The sequence below is a fragment of the Leeuwenhoekiella nanhaiensis genome (genome assembly GCF_002744755.1).
Taxonomy (GTDB): domain Bacteria; phylum Bacteroidota; class Bacteroidia; order Flavobacteriales; family Flavobacteriaceae; genus Leeuwenhoekiella; species Leeuwenhoekiella nanhaiensis.
In genome coordinates this window covers 44,440-62,249 of sequence record NZ_KZ319296.1, presented here as the reverse complement: position 1 = coordinate 62,249, position 17,810 = coordinate 44,440, and the positions used below count along the sequence as shown (strand labels likewise).

The 17,810-nt window shown below is 43.2% G+C and carries 11 protein-coding genes; 5 read left to right on the top strand and 6 right to left on the bottom strand.

The window, feature by feature from the left end; translation table 11 throughout:
- Positions 1-112: 112 nt before the first annotated feature.
- Both CJ305_RS19500 and CJ305_RS15015 read right to left on the bottom strand, forming a co-directional pair.
- The gene (locus CJ305_RS19500; RefSeq protein WP_189319465.1) at positions 113-271 is read right to left on the bottom strand and encodes a hypothetical protein; all 159 of its coding nucleotides are present in this window, start codon (positions 269-271) and stop codon (positions 113-115) included.
- 176 nt (positions 272-447) lie between these two features.
- The gene (locus CJ305_RS15015) at positions 448-1,194 is read right to left on the bottom strand and encodes a LytR/AlgR family response regulator transcription factor (protein WP_099647108.1); all 747 of its coding nucleotides are present in this window, start codon (positions 1,192-1,194) and stop codon (positions 448-450) included.
- A gap of 340 nt (positions 1,195-1,534) precedes the next feature.
- Here CJ305_RS15015 and CJ305_RS15010 point away from each other — a divergent pair, with 340 nt between their 5' ends.
- The 4 genes from CJ305_RS15010 (at position 1,535) to CJ305_RS14995 (ending at position 7,575) form a co-directional block, all read left to right on the top strand.
- Positions 1,535-2,845, top strand: a complete 1,311-nt coding sequence (locus CJ305_RS15010; protein ID WP_099647107.1) for a DEAD/DEAH box helicase — start codon at positions 1,535-1,537, stop codon at positions 2,843-2,845.
- Positions 2,846-3,031: 186 nt separating this feature from the next.
- Positions 3,032-3,514 carry a hypothetical protein gene (locus CJ305_RS15005; protein WP_099647106.1) on the top strand — a complete coding sequence of 161 codons (483 nt, stop codon included), beginning with the start codon at positions 3,032-3,034 and terminating at the stop codon, positions 3,512-3,514.
- A 142-nt stretch (positions 3,515-3,656) separates the two neighbouring features.
- On the top strand, positions 3,657-6,908 hold the full coding sequence (locus tag CJ305_RS15000) for a S41 family peptidase (RefSeq protein ID WP_099647105.1): 3,252 nt from the start codon (positions 3,657-3,659) through the stop codon (positions 6,906-6,908).
- Between the two features lie 61 nt (positions 6,909-6,969).
- The gene (locus CJ305_RS14995; RefSeq protein WP_099647104.1) at positions 6,970-7,575 is read left to right on the top strand and encodes a DUF1684 domain-containing protein; all 606 of its coding nucleotides are present in this window, start codon (positions 6,970-6,972) and stop codon (positions 7,573-7,575) included.
- A gap of 95 nt (positions 7,576-7,670) precedes the next feature.
- Here the strand turns inward: CJ305_RS14995 and CJ305_RS14990 are convergent, their stop codons facing one another.
- From CJ305_RS14990 to CJ305_RS14975, 4 genes are all read right to left on the bottom strand, one after another.
- Positions 7,671-8,858, bottom strand: coding sequence for a Gfo/Idh/MocA family protein (locus CJ305_RS14990; RefSeq protein ID WP_099647103.1), 1,188 nt, complete (start codon positions 8,856-8,858; stop codon positions 7,671-7,673).
- 5 nt (positions 8,859-8,863) lie between these two features.
- The gene (locus tag CJ305_RS14985; protein WP_099647102.1) at positions 8,864-10,201 is read right to left on the bottom strand and encodes a Gfo/Idh/MocA family protein; all 1,338 of its coding nucleotides are present in this window, start codon (positions 10,199-10,201) and stop codon (positions 8,864-8,866) included.
- 9 nt (positions 10,202-10,210) lie between these two features.
- Entirely contained in the window at positions 10,211-11,587 is a 1,377-nt protein-coding gene (locus CJ305_RS14980) for a 3-keto-disaccharide hydrolase (protein WP_099647101.1), read from the bottom strand.
- A gap of 163 nt (positions 11,588-11,750) precedes the next feature.
- Positions 11,751-14,444, bottom strand: coding sequence for a DUF5695 domain-containing protein (locus CJ305_RS14975; RefSeq protein WP_099647100.1), 2,694 nt, complete (start codon positions 14,442-14,444; stop codon positions 11,751-11,753).
- Positions 14,445-14,670: 226 nt separating this feature from the next.
- Between CJ305_RS14975 and CJ305_RS14970 the strand changes: the two genes are divergently transcribed.
- Positions 14,671-17,766, top strand: a complete 3,096-nt coding sequence (locus CJ305_RS14970; protein WP_223248887.1) for a beta-L-arabinofuranosidase domain-containing protein — start codon at positions 14,671-14,673, stop codon at positions 17,764-17,766.
- Positions 17,767-17,810 lie beyond the last annotated feature (44 nt).

Here is a 17,810-nt window from a genome sequence, read left to right as displayed (position 1 = left end):
TTGATTTTGGGTATTCGGGAATGCATGGTATCAGAAGTTCTAATTAAAAGAAATATAAACTAAAAAACCCCAAGATGTTCTCTTGAGGTTAAATTTATAAAGCTTTAAAGTTTTAGTCTTCATCCGGATCTCTTGGCTGCTGTGGGTTTGATTCTGAACCGGAATCACTTACTACAGTGGTTTCCTCTAAAAAGCGATCGGGTTCACAACTTGTATTTGCAAAAGCAACAACAGCAAACAGTACTAACAGGGCGTAATTCTTTAATTTCATAATTGAAGTTTTTAATGAATAAGGGAAACTTCAATTGGATCCAATCTCCCGATTATCGGGGTTTCTTTTTGTTAACAGTACAATTTTAAGGGAATCCTCGCAATCTTCGAAATTTAAAAGAACTTATATTGCAGATAACCCTAAACTACTGGTCACTGCAACGATTTGAAGGGTAACTAACCAAAAAGCACCTGCTCATCAGTTAAAAGTGTTTTCTTTAAGCCATCAACCTGGTCACGAAATTTTCGGGAGAAAGGCACGGAGTGACCATTTAAATCAGCATCAAAGAAAATAAGCGACTTACTGTAGTTTATGCGCTTTACTGCACGCTTGTTTATGATATAACTGTTATGTATACGCAGAAAATCATCGGAAAGCGTATCTTCAAAATATTTTAGGGATTTAAATGCAGTAACCTGCTTCTGACCGTTTAAAAACAAATCGGTCGTATTATTATCTGCCTTCAAATATAAAATCTCTTCCACGTTTAAAAAACGATAATCAGAATAGGACTTAAGACAAATCACGTTATCCCGTTCTCTCGAGGTGCGCATTTGCAAACATTTTCTGCTCTTCACCAAACTTTTCCGAACATCAAGTTCGTATAGCGGATTCAATAAATAATCCTGAAATCCTGTTTTTAACGCCTGATAGGCAAAAGATTTGGTTGAAGAAATAGCAACCAAAACCGGTTGGCACTCCATATAGTTTAGCACTTCCACAAGAGAATTCCAGTCTGATTGACGGTAATCAGGATGATCTAAGTCTACAAAGAGAATAGAGGGGGGCGTCTTTAATAAAGCATTATAAGCTGATTCTAAGCGAAACGAATAAAAGTCAAACTTATAATCGCAAATATCAAATGACTGAAAAAACTTGATTACTTCTAAGTTTCTGGTAATAATAGAACATCTATAATGCATGGATCTTCAGTTTCTTGTTCGTATCTACCAACTTATTAAATCCTAAAAGCATTTTCGAAGAATTCTGCTTACTCTTGGTAAGCAGAATTCCTGACCGAGCAATGCAAAGGCAATTTCAAAGATTAAACGACAAAGCTCTGACAGAATGTTATAAGTAATTGGCAACTAGCCCCAAGACAAAAAGCGTATGCTAGTCATGTTTATGGGAATTCGTGAGCAGAAATAAACTTTGTTAACCAAAATCTGAAAAAATTACTGCAACTTACTTATTTTCAACCTTTTCAGCCGCTTTTGCAAATACCAGCTTAATTAGGCTTATCTTTGCCGCTTATTAGAATTTATGACATTTAAAGATTTAGGTCTAATCGACCCGATCCTGAAGGCGCTCGCCGATAAAGGATACACCCACCCTACTCCCATTCAACAACAAGCCATCCCGGTACTTTTAAAAGGAAAAGACTTATTAGGTTCGGCACAAACCGGTACCGGTAAAACCGCTGCGTTTACGATTCCCATTTTGCAACAAATCTACAACAAGGTAGGTTCGGGCAAGGGTAGCCGTAAGCTCAAAGCGCTAATTATTACCCCTACCCGCGAACTCGCCATACAGATAGACGATAACATAAACGAATACGGCAAATACACCGGTATTAAAAGTACCGTGATTTTTGGCGGCGTAAAGCAGGCTTCACAGGTTACGGCAATGCGCAAAGGCGTTGACATCCTTACCGCGACCCCCGGGCGCTTGCTCGATTTGGTCAAGCAGGGTTTTATCAGCCTAAAAGACATCGAATACCTGGTACTTGATGAGGCAGACCAGATGCTCGACATGGGCTTTATTCACGATATTAAAAAAGTTCTCAAACTGGTTCCGCACGACCGGCAGTCCCTGTTCTTTTCGGCTACGATGCCAAAGGCCATTGTAGATCTGTCAAAACTCATTCTGGGCGACTTTGAAAAAGTAAGTATCGCTCCGGAAAAACCTACCGCAGAGCGTGTAGACCAGGCGGTTTATTTTGTAAGTAAAAAAAGCAAGGCCAAATTACTCAAGCATCTTATTGAGACCGAAAAACCTGAGACTGCTTTGGTGTTTTCGCGTACCAAACACGGTGCCAATAAGATTGTAAAAATCCTCGACAAAGCCGGAATTAACTCGGCTGCCATCCACGGAAATAAATCACAGGCTGCACGCCAGAAAGCCTTAGGTGCTTTCAAAGATGGAAAAACTCAGGTTCTGGTAGCTACAGACATCGCGGCACGCGGTATTGACGTTTCAGAACTGGAGATGGTGATTCAGTACGACCTGCCCAATGTCCCAGAAACTTACGTACACCGCATCGGTCGTACCGGAAGAGCAAAAGCTAGCGGCGTTGCTCTGGGTTTTTGTGCCGAAGACGAACGTCCCTATCTTAAGGATATTGAGAAGTTGATCAAGCAGAACATACACGTGGTTACTGAGCATCCGTTCTTAATTGACGGTCCTGACGATCCTTCAGAACAGCAGGATCAACGACCACCTCGTAACAACGGTAATCGTAATAACAATAAGCGCTCCCGGGGCAATGCGAATCGCAATCGCAATAACGGACCTAAAAAACGTACTGCCGGTAATCCTAAAAAACGCTTCAACAGCAAACCCAAGTCGCAATAAACCCGTGTAGTTTAAAATACAATCTGCTGCAGACGCTCTGTAGCAGATTTTTTTTTTTGATCAATATCGAAACAAAAAAAAGGATTCCGCACATCACCATTATTTTAACAGCATTTAAACGTACCAAGCGCTCTGCGTTTAGGTTTCTTTTCTATATTTAATCTGTTAAAACAACATGTAACTAAGATGAAAAAACTACTTTTTCTCACTGCCTTTTCAGTTCTTTTATTGACAGGCTGTGATGACACCCGTAAAAACCTGCACGAGAAATACCTGGAGTTTGTAATGCACACAGATAGCCTGGAAGTGGTACACGATGCTATGACCGTGCACAATGAAGCATTAAAGTCAGATACCCGCACGTTAAAACAACGCTTACAGGATCTTGAGGATACAGATTCTTTGGCTTTGCTCGATCTGGCTAAACACCAGGCCTTGCTAAAGGAGCAAAATCAGATGCTTGCTAAACTAAAAGAAATCATCAACAGCCACGGCGAGATGAAGGCCTATTTTATGTCAGACAGCATCAGTATTGAAACTATGGAAGCTCGCTTGCTGGAAATGGAAGCCAATAATGAAGACATTGCTTCACGGCTTTCGGAGATTAAAGCCGAACTGGTAAAAATCGAAGATCAGCAGGACTCGATGAATCCGCTAAAGTCGGAGTAAATCCCAAAAAATCTATTTAATAGCTTACCTCTGCAAATGATTTTGACAGAGGTTTTTTATTTCTGGACAGTCCGTAAACGGCTTTTTTTGGTAAATTGAGAATCCTTAATTCAAATGCCTTTTAGCATTTAAAAGTCAAATTATGAAAATCATCAATCAATTATTCTCAATCGGGTTATGTGCCTTAAGCTTTTCGGTCCTTGCTCAATCAATCAACACAACAGACACACGCCTGCTCCGTGAGCCGGCTTTAAGTACCAATCACATCGCCTTTATATATGCCGATGACCTTTGGGTGGCAGACAGCGACGGTAAGAATCCACGGCGTCTTACTATAGATGAGGGCATCGAGCAAAACCCCGTCTTTTCGCCTGATGGCCAGACCATTGCTTTTAGCGCGGAGTACGATGGCAATACCGATGTATTTACCATTCCGGTAACCGGCGGTATCCCCACACGATTAACCTATCATACCTATACCGACTGGGTGCAAGGCTTTACGCCAGACGGTAAAAATGTGCTTTTTACCTCCCAGCGCGCGATGTTTACCAATCGCTATGCGCAGTTGTTTACCATCCCACTATCGGGCGGTAATGTTACCCAACTCAAGATTCCCAATGCCTTCTGGGCGAGTTATTCGGCAGATGGCAAACACATTGCTTACACTCCCATTCCCGATCGTTTTAACCAGTGGAAACACTATCGTGGTGGTACTCAATCGCGTATTTTCATTTTTGACACCGATACTTACGAAACCGTCGAAATCCCGAAACCCGCTGACGGAAGTAACGATTCACGCCCCGTTTTTGACGGAAACACCGTCTATTTCAAAAGTGACCGCGATGGCGAATTCAATCTGTACAGCTACGATCTGGCCTCAAAACAAGTCACAAAACAAACCGATTTCAAGGATTTTGGCCTCATCAATCTGGCGGTAAATAACGAAGGAAAACTCATTTTAGAGCAAGCCGGATACCTGCACAGCTTCGATCCTGCAACTAAAAGCCTTAACAAACTTAAAATAGGCATCGCTACTGATCTTTTGGAGTTGCGTCCCCGCTTCGTCAGTGGAAAAGAACACATCCGAAGTGGTGGAATCTCCCCTTCCGGGGCACGTTTGGTTTCCGATTTTAGAGGAGATATTGTGACTATTCCGTCAGAAAAAGGCGATATCACCTACCTCACGCAGACCCCCGGAGTTCACGAGACCTATCCCGAGTGGTCGCCTGACGGCAAAAGTATCGCTTATTTTTCGGATGCCAGTGGTGAGTATGCATTGCACATCAAAGACCAAAACAGCAATGACCCCGCAAAAGCAATCAAACTCAACGGCACCGGATTTTATGCGTACATCCACTGGTCGCCTGACAGTAAGAAAATCGCCTTTGTAGATAACGGGCGCAACCTGTATATCGCGACGCTTGCTTCGGGCAAGGTTGAAAAAGTAGCTCAGGATGTCTTGTATCAGCCCGGAGTTTACAGAGATTTATTCGGCAGCTGGTCGGCAGACTCTAATTGGCTGGCGTATACCCTGATTACCAATACCAACTTTCAACAGGCTTATATCTTTTCGCTTGGCGAAAGTAAATCCTATCCCATTTCAGACGGACTTGCAAATGTGACCAGCCCCACTTTTGATCCCAGCGGTAAGTATCTTTACTTAACAGCTTCGACTGACGCCGGGCCGGTGGTAAACTGGTTTGATCAGTCTAATCAGGATATGGAATCTACCAATGCGCTTTACCTGATCACACTGCAAAAAGACGTAAAATCTCCGTTTGCTAAAGAAAATGATGTCGAAGTTTTGGCAAAAGCCGAAGCTGAAAAAGAAGAGCAAAAAGACGACAAAAAGGAGGAAACACCGGCTCTCAAAATTGACTGGGACGGCATTATGAACCGCATGGTTTCGATACCTTTGGGCACGGGCAATTATGGTACCCTTTCCGCACCTGAAGAAGGGGTGCTCTATTACCTGTCGTATCCTGCGCATAGCGGCGCGGTGAGCCTTCACAAATACGATCTGGCCGAGCAGAAAGACGAGGAGCTTATGGATGTCAATCACTACGAAATAAGCGCAAACGGTAAGAAAATGTATTACTACACCGGCGGCAACTGGTTTGTATCAGACACGGGTAAAAAGTCGGATAACGGCCCTGTAAATATGGATGCCATTCAGGTGAAAATAGATCCACCGAAGGAGTGGGCAAATATTTTTAATGAAGCCTGGCGCGTAAACCGTGATTATTTCTACGATCCGGGAATGCACGGTGTAGACTGGGACGCGATGAAGAAAAAATACGAAGTCTTCCTCCCCGATGTTCCTACCAAAGCAGATCTGTATCGGGTGATGGGCTGGATGTTTGCCGAACTTTCGGTAGGCCATCATCGTTTTGACTATCGCGGCGATAACCGTGTGGAAAAAGAAACCATTAACGGCGGACTACTGGGTGCTGATTACACTACGAATAACGGGCGTTATCAAATCACCAAAATCTACGGTGGCTTAAATTGGAATCCCGATATGAAGTCTCCCTTAACTGAACCCGGAGTACAGGCCAAAGTGGGTGAATACATCATCAAAGTAGATGGAAAAGAAGTCACCGCTTCAGACAATTTGTATTCCTTTTTTGAAAACAAAGCCGGGCAAATCATAAACCTTACACTTTCTGCAAATGCAAACGGAAGCAACGCGCACGAAGAGCAGGTCACTGCGATCGATTCGGAATGGGCTTTACGCAACCGCGACTGGGTTGAGGGTAACATTAAAAAGGTGGATGAGGCCACAAACGGGCAGGTCGCTTATGTGTATGTACCCAACACCGCTACCGGCGGTCACGAGTATTTTAAGCGCTATTTCTATCCGCAGGCAGACAAAAAAGCGATCATTGTTGACGAACGTTTTAACGGTGGAGGTCAGTTGGCCGACTACGTCATAGACCTGCTTAATAAGCCGATGCAGAGTTATTGGAATTTCCGCTATGGGAAAGATATGAAAGCACCCAGCGCCTCCATTCAGGGGCCGAAAGTGATGCTTATTGACGAGACTGCAGGTTCGGGAGGGGATTATTTGCCTTATTTATTCCGAAGAAATAATCTGGGAACGCTCGTGGGTAAACGCACCTGGGGTGGACTCGTAGGCGTTTTGGGTTATCCTGAATTTATTGATGGTGGAATCGTCACCGCTCCCAATGTGGCCTTTTATAACGAGGAAGGTTTTGGGATTGAAAACGTAGGAACTCCGCCAGATGTGGAAGTTGAGCAAACACCTAAAGACGTGATTGCCGGAAAAGATCCGCAGCTTGAAAAAGCCATTCAAATCATTATGCAGGAGCTGAAGGAAAATCCGCCAAAAACCCTGACTACGCCGGAATATCCGGATAAAACCAGAAATTAATTAAACAACAAAGCTGCCTGAAAGCATACTTAAGGCTCAACTTTCAGGCAGTTATTTACTTATGAAAACCTATTTTCTACCTCTAGCAATTTTTCTTTTTAGCTTTCAGCTAATAGCTCAAACCAATTACGAACAAGAGATTATCCAATTTCAGGAAGACCTGAATGCGGAATATAAAAATCCGGAAGAGTCACCGCTTACCGAAGAAGAGCAGGCTGCTTTTGAAGGGCATAAGTTTTATCCCATTGATTCGACATACCGGGTGGTGGCTGATTTTAAGCGGTTCAAAAAACCGAAAACCATTGAATTTGCAACTTCGTCAGGACACCTGAGAAAGTACGACAAGTATGCTATTGCCGAATTTGAGTTAAACGGAAAAACGTTTAAACTTCCTATCTATCAAAGTCATACACTTCGGGAAACTAAAGAGTATAAGGATTATCTTTTCCTTCCGTTTACCGATTTTACGAGTGGCGTGGAAACTTATGGCGCGGGGCGCTACATCGATTTGAGCATTCCGGAAGGCGATACTATTGTAATAGACTTCAATAAAGCCTACAATCCGTTTTGCGCGTATAGTCCCAACTACTCCTGCCCCATTCCGCCGGAGGCCAATGATTTAAAAATAGAAATCAAGGCGGGAATCAGAGGCCCTCAGGATCATTAAATGGACGCTCAATTTTAGGGCTGTTAATTGTGTTATCTTATAAATCCATAAAGCGGAATTATGGAAATGATTTCTCAGGCATTTTTAATTCAGCCCTATAAACTATGAAGCGGATTCCATTTAACAATCTCATTTTTTAGCATGGAGTCAATTGCCATTTGTACACAAATCGCAGTATCGGCTCCGGTTTTAAAATCTGATAAAGGTCTGTTTCCGTTTCTTATGGCATCGCTAAAATCCATTAAAGCCTGCTTGCTTGGGTCGGTGTGGTTAAACTCAAAAGGAATTCCTTTACCGGCTTCCCAAGGGATAGTAGCTCCTGCTACCCCATCAACATCGGTGTGCTGTTTGGTATAATTTCCTTCCGGATAAAACCAGCCGTTTACATAGTCTAAAATGATTGTGCCTTTATCGCCCATTACCTTAATCTGATAATCATCTTTGGCATTTGTGGTTAGGCATGTGAAAGTAGCTTCCACCCCACTCGGATAGGAAAAAAGATGATGTACATTATCAAAGGTTTCCCGCCCGTCTTTCCAGTAATCAATGCCCCCGGTTCCAAAAACCTGTGCAGGTGTTTCTCCCAATACCCAATTGACAAAATCAATTTGGTGTGAACACAATTCTGCCGTTAAACCTCCAGAATATTCCCGGTACATACGCCAATTTATAAGTCGTTCCAATTCAGGTTCAGGAACTGAGCGTCGCCAGTTTCCGCTTCGGTTCCATTGGCATTCAAAAGAAGTAATTTTACCAACTTTTCCGTCTTTAATTAAATCAACCACCTGAGTATACAAACGCGAACTGTGGTACTGATGCCCTGTTTGAAATACCAAATCGTCACGTGTTCCCTCGGCAAGTTTAAGTACATCTTCGTAACCCTTTGCCAAGGTTTTTTCGCCATAAATATGTTTTCCGGCGGCAAGGGCTTCTAATTCTATTGGTCCGTGTGTGCTGAAAGGTGTAGCGACCAGGACGGCATCAACTTCCTTATCTTCCAACAACTTTCGATAATCGGTATAGGCTTTGGGAGTTCCCTTAGCTCGTTTCAGTCCCTCTTTAAGTCTAAAGGAAAGGATATCGCAACAAGCAACCACATCAAGGCCTTCAATATCATTGATTACTGAAATTAAACCGCTACCACGCGCACCCGTTCCAATAACTCCCAGTCTAACCGGAGCCTGGTTATTTATGTATTTATTGATGTAAGCAAACCCGGGACTCACTGAAGTTACTGCCGCTGCAGCGAGACCGCTTTTGACTACAAAATCCCTGCGTTTCATAATCTCTAAATTTCGGGTTCCCAACCCGGTTCGTAATTTCTGCCCCATAACTGCATAGCCTCGCGGTCAAAGATGCGACCACTTTGAGTGTCAATATCGAAACCGTGGCCAATACGATAGGCCATATTCGCATAGTGAACCATTGCCATACTCACTGCAGCATCATCTATGGGAGCTTTCAGATTTTCCCTTCCGCGGATGCTTTCAAACAGGTTAACCATATGCGCTGTTGAGGAATCCCCGCCCCCGCCAAGAGCCAGGCCGCTTTCAGCAGTTTCTTCACTTTGTTTAATTACTTTGCCTCCAAGGTCCATTAGGAGGTAGTTAGAGCGATCTACCAATACACTGCCTTCAGTACCAAAAATCAAGGTACCGCGACCACGTCCATAAGTGTTGTAGCCATTACGACTTTTTCCGTCCCAATTGATGATTTTATCATCGTCAAAACGGAAGGTGGCGTACATCGTATCATACATTTCCCAGCCATCGTTTTTAAAATGATGCTTTTCAGCCTCAACCTCTGCAAAATTTGGAAAATCAACACCTAAGGCCCAGCGTGCGATGTCGAGTTCATGGGTGGCGTTGTTTCCGGTTTCTGCAGTACCATAATCCCAACCGTACCAGTGCCAGTTGTAATCCCATGTTTCACTGGTATAGGCTCTTCTGGGTGCCGGACCCTGCCAAAGTTCCCAATCAAGGCCCTCCGGAACAGATGCTTGTTGCTGCAGGGGTGTTTCACCACGGGAATTCGAATAAAAGGCTACCGCATTATACACCTCTCCTATCACACCGTTATGAATTTGGTCAATGATATCTATAGTATGCAATGAAGACCGCTGCTGATTACCCATTTGCACCTTTTTATCGTACTTTTTAGCGGCAGCCACCAGAAGTTCGTTTTCCTGCATATTGTGGCTGCTTGGTTTTTCGACATACACGTGCTTACCAGCTTTTAGAGCCATTATAGATCCCGGGGTATGCCAGTGATCTGGTGTGGCATTTATTAAGACATCTACGTCTTTGTCATCAATAACTTTACGGATGTCATTTTCTAAAGCAGGATTATAATCTATATGTTCTTTAAAGTTTTTGAGCGCATTGAGGCGGCTTTTTTCCATCACATCACAGAGGTACAGCAATTTTACATTAGACTCCTTACGGGCAATAGGCTCGTAATAGGCACCCAATCTGCGGCCGAGTCCGGCAATAGCTACATTAAGTCTGTCATTGGCTCCTATAATATTGCGGTAACTGCTGGCGGCCATTCCCATTGTGGTATTGCTAAGGGCAAGGGCTGTGCCTCCTAAAAGCGATTTATTGATAAACGATCTCCGTGTAGTCATAGTTTCGGTTTAAAGTTCTTTGATCTTAATATTTTTAAAAGCAACCCGATCCCCGTGATCCTGAAGCAGTATGTTTCCTTTCTCAAATGTCCCGAAACCCGGCCAGTCTTTGTACTTACTCTCTTTTACCAATTGCAAAAATGCATCGGTATTTCTCTCGTACTCCAGTACCTTTACGTCATTAAGCCAATGCTCCACATGATTATCTTCACTAACGATACGTGCCGTGTTCCATTCGCCAATGGGATTTACAGGCTTTTCCGGATCTGCCTGAATCAAGTCGTACAAAGAAGCCAGCGTACGGCTTCCTTCATGATTTCCTAATTTGGCATCCGGGTGACGGGCGTCGTCGAGAATCTGATACTCGAGACCTATAGAAGATCCTTCGCCTTTATTTAAATCGGTATCCACATAATACTTTATACCACTATTCGCACCTTCAGTAATTTTAAAATCTACTTTAAGTTCAAAATCCCGGTATTGCTTTGTAGTAACTAGGTCACCTCCTGCAGCAGACTCAGCTCCACCGGTAGCGAGCACAATTAAATTTCCATCTTCTATGACCCAACCTTTATCGGGAAACGAATCTAATTTTGCTCCACGCCAGCCTTCGGTGGTTTTTCCGTCCCAAAGCAAGTTCCAGCCATCCTTCACTTCTGCCTGGGTAAGATTATTTTTAGTATTAAATGCTGACAGACTCATTGGTTTTACATACTCCTGAACATTTTTAGTAATGATGTTGATATTTTTCCAGCGGATTTCTTTACCAGCTTCTTCTTCATTGCCGATTGCATGAACCTGTAAAGCTATAAAACCAGATGGGGTCTGGTCATCAATTAAATGGGCAGCTTCCACACCATTGATCCAGGTTCGCAAAGTATCTCCAATGGCTTCAATACGGTAATGATTCCATTCGCCCTGCTTAAAAGCCTTTTGTGCCTTTTTATTTTCGCTAAGCGGATATAACCAACCTTTGCGGGCTTCATCATAAATCCCGGCACTCCAAGCACGTTCTGATGGATCAATCTCAACCTGATACCCGTGAACACGTCCTTCCCGGAAATTGGGATTGCTCAAACTGCGTATTTGAATACCTGAATTCATTGTGGAATCTACCTTATAATCAAGCTCGAGTATGAAATCTCCGTAATTCTGAGTGGTGGCCAAGAAGGAGTTTGGAGTATTTGCTACTGTGGTTCCAACAATTTCATCTCCCTCTATTCGATATTCGGCATCACCATTAAGCTGCTCCCAGCCGTTAAGGGATTGCCCGTCAAATAAAGCTTTCCAGGGTTCTTCAGCTTCTTTATCCTGATCTTTACAGGAAGTTATAAACAGTAGTCCTATCAATACTAATAGTGTTATTTGGGTAAGTTTAGTTTTCATTAGAAGAATACATTTTATTGACTTTAGAAATATACGCAATCGATTTCGCCATGTTCTCAAAAACAAGTAGAAAAACTACAAAATCTACAGTATTATTAAAAATAAAAGCCCATTCTAATATCGAATGAGCTTTTAAGTCAAAGTTTAACCGAATTAATTGCAATCATTCCTTGATTTTCACTTTAACCGGTTTATCATCCAATTTTATTTTATACATCCCGCGCTCAACCGGGTAATCCATTTTAAAACCTTCGGTGATACTAACGTACGCAAAGGGTGTATACGCATCTTTGGGCATCAGGGTCAAGAAGACTTCCCCATTCTTTTTATCGTAAGAAGCTTCCGAAACTTTACCTGACTGCAATGTGATCCACAATTCTTCCGGCTGAATATAAATACGATTTTTAGCAGCAGTAGTAACTTCTACTGAAATTTCCTTCTTCGTTTCGTTTAAATTTCCTCCGAAGGCTAACCAACCCAAATCTGCATCTTCGGTAAGATAAGTTGCAGTGTTGATCGCATAACCGTAAAAATTAGGCCCGTAATCGCCGGAGTGATAGTCTATTCGCAGCGTTGAAGGATAGGAGTGAAACGCAGACGGCCCAAAACCATCCTGAGTAATGTTAGAAATCGCCCCCAGCGTACCTCCGTATCCTACACGCAACAAATACAAATCAGGGTTTTCGCGGTACGCGGTTAAGACCGGAATCGCATTTAAGCCCGAGCCATAATGATGAATCTGGCGCTCTACGCGTGATAACTTACCTCCGTATAAAAAATCCCAATATCGGCGGGCATTCCCATTATATCCCCAATGCGGAATCGTAGGCATATAAGCCAATATCGCATCAAGTGTTATTTGGGCTTTCGCATCGTATCCAAAATAATCAGACCACATAAACACTTCTTCCTGCCCGGTTGAATCCCAGGGCATCTCACTACCAAAGGGATAATTAAGAGACTTCCAATGATCTGCACGGGCTTTCATTCGGGTTTCGAGATTCTCGGCCATTACGGTGTAGCCTTCTTTCTGTAAATCTTTCAAAATAAACAGAAACACACTTCCCTCCATCTGGCCAAACTGGGCGTAATAGGGAGCGTCTTTAATCATGGCTACTGCAGTACCGTATGCACTTTTCAGGTACCAGTCCCAACTGTGATTGGTAACCAAATCTTTATGATACCTACCCAGCCTGTACATAACCCAGTGGGTAGCTGCCACGTGCGGATAGTTGTAAGAACGACCGCGATCATCTGCGTGCTCCTTGTTCCACGCTGCCCAGGTTTTCCAGTTTATGGTGTCGCTGTAGGTACCTTCAGGCATCGTATCGGGTTCATAGTAAAAAATACTTTTCTTTACGGCATATTTACGGTCGCCCTCTGCATCCTGAATCACGCCCCAAAGCGTTCCGTCTATAAAAGCTTCCATTTTTTGTACTTCTTCAGCATCGGGCTGAATGAACTGCTTCATCATCGCTCCCAGATAACTCCCGGCTCCACCTTCATCACTCAAACCGGCAACCCAGGCACGACTGTCCTGAGTAATTTGCCTTTTGGTCTCATAATCATAGGAGATTACTGAAGGGTTTCGTTTAAAAAGATCTCCTTCCTCATCAAACCATTGTTCGGTAGTCAAAAAATGCCCAAAGTCTTTTACCACTTCCGTTTCAGGCTTGATGACTTTATAATTTACGGTTTGCTTCAGCCCATCTTCATAAACAATAGTGAGGCGTGCGCGACCCCAGGTTTTACCCTGAACGTTGTATTTTACATAGCCGTTTTTAGCAGGTTCTTCTTCTGTAATTGTCAGTGCTTCTTCCGGCTCTACACGCATAGAGGTTACTTTTTTAGAATATTTCAAGAATAACTGGGCCTTAACATCCTGAGGCAAGACATAGCCCGGAATACCGATGGCCACCGGACGTTTTTCTTCGATTAACTTTTGCTGAGTACCTTTTACCCCGATAGTAGGGACCAATTTCAAGGCAAAATCTTTGCTCTCTCCCGGTTTTAGGGTGGTTGAAGTGGGTTCATTCCACTGCTCTACTCCTTTCCACTCCTGTTCGGCGTAAGCCTCACTGTGAGCCATCCACTCATGGAAGCCCTCAAAAACCACACTTCGCGGTGAAGGATCGTCATTCAAGGGTCTGTAGGCTTCAAATGGCATGTTTTCGGCAGGAAGCACAAGCAAACCGCTGCCCACACCGCTGAGCCTTTTAACCTCAAGATAGCCGGCATCTTCGCCTATATATGGATCAAAAAATACATTTTGAGCGTGGGTTTCATCGAGTGATTTTCCTTCTAAAATATTATTGAATGTCATAGGGATACCCAATGCTCCCAGTTCAACGCTAGCTGCCGAGGTATTTTTAAGACGAAAACGTAAAACCAGATCGCCCTCAACATCTTCGTAAAAACGGGTTACTTGTATAGGCAAATCATCTGGCAAGGTCGCACTCAGATCTGCAGCAGCAAGTACAGGTTCCGAAGCTTTGAGCGGAGTCACCGGTTTACGCGCTGATGCCGTGCTGTACGATACCCACTCGCCCGAAGCATTTTTGATTCGGAAATTAAGATCGCCCAACCAGTAGAGACCATCTTTTCCCCGTATTTCGAGGCGATCACCCGGTGTAAAGTCAAAGCCCGGTTCATCTGCCGGAGACAGGCCCGCCACGGTTTGGGAAGCTTTGACCAGTTTAAGAATAAAATGCTTCGTTTTATAGGTATCAATTCCCTCTTCGAGACTCAGGGTGGCCGGTTTTGATGCCAGGTTTTCCCAGTAACCCTGTGCTTTTGTAAATTGAGAAAATCCTAAAAACAGAAATACCAGAAGAAGTTGTGATTTATACGTATACATTTTAGAAGATTGTTATGGTGTTTTCGATTTCTAAATAATTGAGGAATTTAGAACTAATCCTGGTTTTGAGATTTGGAGAAATTAGCGATTAGTGATACTATTTTAGCTTAAACTGCACCGGGTCTATTAAAATTGTAGCAGTATCTGCTAATATCCGTCAAACATCCTGCTGGTTGAATTGTAACTTTAAAATCCAGCAAACATTAGGTTTTTTCCATTAAAAACGATGTACCATTTGCGCTTTGTATTTACCTATTTTAATGAAGTTATGAACTTAAACACCTTTCAATTTTCATTTTATCAGACTCTTATTGCATTTTTTGCTTACTGCACCAGTTTTCAAGCCCAGGAAGGTGACCAAATTCTTGATGGTATTGGAGAGACCGATCTTATCGCACGTTATGCTCTGGAAAATGATACTAAAGACTTGTCGAGAAATAATCTGCACGCGCAATTCAATAGCGAAAATCCGGAATTTGTGAGTGATTTAGTATTCAAAAAAGTGCTTCGCCTTAGCGGCAAGCCCAATGAATTTATGAGTCTACCTCCCCAAGTTCTTAATGGAGCGGAATCCCTTAGCGTAAGTACCTGGCTTTATTTGGAGGAAGAAAATCAAGGTGCTTTCCTTTTTGACTTTAGCAGAAAAGAAGGAAATCATTTTTTTGCCGTACCTGATAGCTTTAACGAAATTGCCGGTTTTGTTGCCGGTCTTGAAACCGATTTAAATCTGCAACCTGCAAGTGGGGCCCAGACGATTGAAAACGGAAAATGGGTACATATCGCAGTAGTGCTCGACTTCCCGGCTCAGGCCATACGCACCTATATTAATGGTGAAGAAGCTGCCGAAGAAATGATACATTTTGATCTTTCAAATACATTTACGGGTTCAGAAAATCAATTGGTCATTGGTCAATCTGTAGATGCCAAAGCTCCTGCTCTTACAGGGAAACTTCACGATTTTAGAATTTATAGAACACCCTTAACTGAAAATCAAATTAAACGCATCTACAGCAACGCGCTTAACAATACGCAGGTAGTAAATGAGCGTAAAGAAGAAAATGCCGGTTTACCCCAATTTGATAAAGATGTGCCTCAACTTTATAACAGCTTTCTTACCGCTGTTACAGATATTACCGTAAATACTGCAGTGGGTGAATTACCCAGACTACCCCGATATTTAAAAGGAAATTATCGTAACGGTATTGAAAACGGCCCAAAAGTTCGCGTCATCTGGCCAGCACCAACAGATAACGCTGCTGTGGCTCGTGCAGGCTCTTACACCATTACTGGGACTGTGCCCGGTACTGATTTTAAGCCAAAAGCAACCGTTGTAGTTTCAGAAAACCTTGGGCATCAAGCACCTTCACAAAAGCTGGAAGCCTTTAAACTGAACCAGGTTTTTTTAAATCCTAATTCTTCAGGGGAAGCCACTAAGTTTACCGAAAACCGGGATAAATTCCTATCTACGCTAGCCGGCACAAATCCTGATTCTTTTCTTTATATGTTCAGGGATGCTTTTGGACAACCTCAACCTGAAGGAGCTTTTGCTTTAGGTGTATGGGACTCTCAGGAAACCAAATTAAGAGGTCACGCAACCGGTCATTATCTGACTGCACTGGCGCAGGCTTACGCCAGCACTGCTTACGATCCCGCTCAGCAAAACATCTTTAGAGATAAGATGCAGTATATGGTTAATGAACTCTATAAATTGGCCCGGCTTTCAGGACGACCTAAAACTCCTGACGGGCCATCCGTTTCTGATCCAACATTGGTACCTGTTGGCCCCGGTAAAGCTACTTACAATTCAGATTTAAGTGCTGAAAGCATACGTACAGATTACTGGAATTGGGGTAAAGGATTCATAAGTGCGTACCCACCAGATCAATTTATTATGCTCGAAAGTGGAGCAAAATATGGCGGACAGGAAAATCAGATCTGGGCGCCCTATTACACCCTGCACAAAATCTTGGCCGGCCTAATGGATATTTATGAAGCGAGTGGTGATGCCAAAGCTTTAGAAATCGCAACAGGTATGGGTGACTGGGTACACGCACGATTAAGCAAACTCCCTACAGATACGCTAATAAGTATGTGGAATACCTATATCGCTGGTGAATTTGGAGGAATGAATGAGTCAATGGCACATTTATACAATTTAACCGGTGAGGAACGGTATCTCGAAACCGCAAAACTATTTGACAACATTAAGGTATTTTATGGAGATGCACAGCACAGTCATGGTCTCGCTAAAAACGTAGATACCTTTAGAGGGCTCCATGCCAATCAACACATTCCCCAAATTGTGGGGGCGCTCGAAATTTATCGGGATACGCAGACTCCGGAATATCTAAAAATAGCGGACAACTTCTGGTATAAGGTCAAAAACGATTATATGTACAGCATAGGTGGAGTTGCAGGAGCTCGAAATCCTGCAAACGCCGAATGCTTTGTGAGTCAGCCGGCTACACTTTATGAGAATGGTCTTTCTGCAGGAGGGCAAAATGAAACCTGCGGTACCTACAATATGCTCAAGCTCACCCGCGGACTCTTTATGATAGATCCCCGTACCGAGTTTATGGACTATTATGAGCAGGGACTATACAACCAGATTCTGGCATCTGTTGCTAAAGATAGCCCGGCAAACACCTATCATATTTCGCTGAGACCGGGATCTTCGAAACACTTTTCAAATGCGGACATGACCGGCTTTACCTGTTGCAACGGTACGGCATTAGAAAGCAGTACCAAGCTGCAAAATTCGATCTATTTTAAAACTAAAGATGAACAGGCACTTTATGTAAATCTATATGTTCCTTCTACGCTGAATTGGGAATCCATAGGAATTAGCATAGAGCAGGAAACCAGTTTTCCTCGAGAAGATGAGACCTCTTTAATTATAAAAGGCAAGGCCAAATTTGATCTCAGATTGCGGGTACCCGAATGGGCAACTCAAGGGTTCTTCGTAACGATTAACGGAAAAACGGAAAAATTACAAGCAACTCCCGGAAGCTATGTAAGCATCTCGCGCAAGTGGAAAAACGGGGATCGCATCAGGATAAAAATGCCATTCACCTTTCACCTCAAGCCTATTATGGACCAAGCCAATATCGCCAGTCTGTTTTACGGTCCGGTACTTCTGGCGGCCCAGGAAACTGAACCTATAACCGAGTTCCGAAAAATTAAGCTGGATGCCCGTGATCTGGGGAAAACCATTACTGGTAACCCAAAAAAACTGGAGTTTGAAATTGACGGGGTTCCATTTAAACCTTTTTACGACACGTATGGGCGGCACTCCGTTTATCTGGATGTTTCGTTAGAATAAGTCCTTTCAGAACACTCCTGAACCTTCAGCCCTGGCAGTATTAG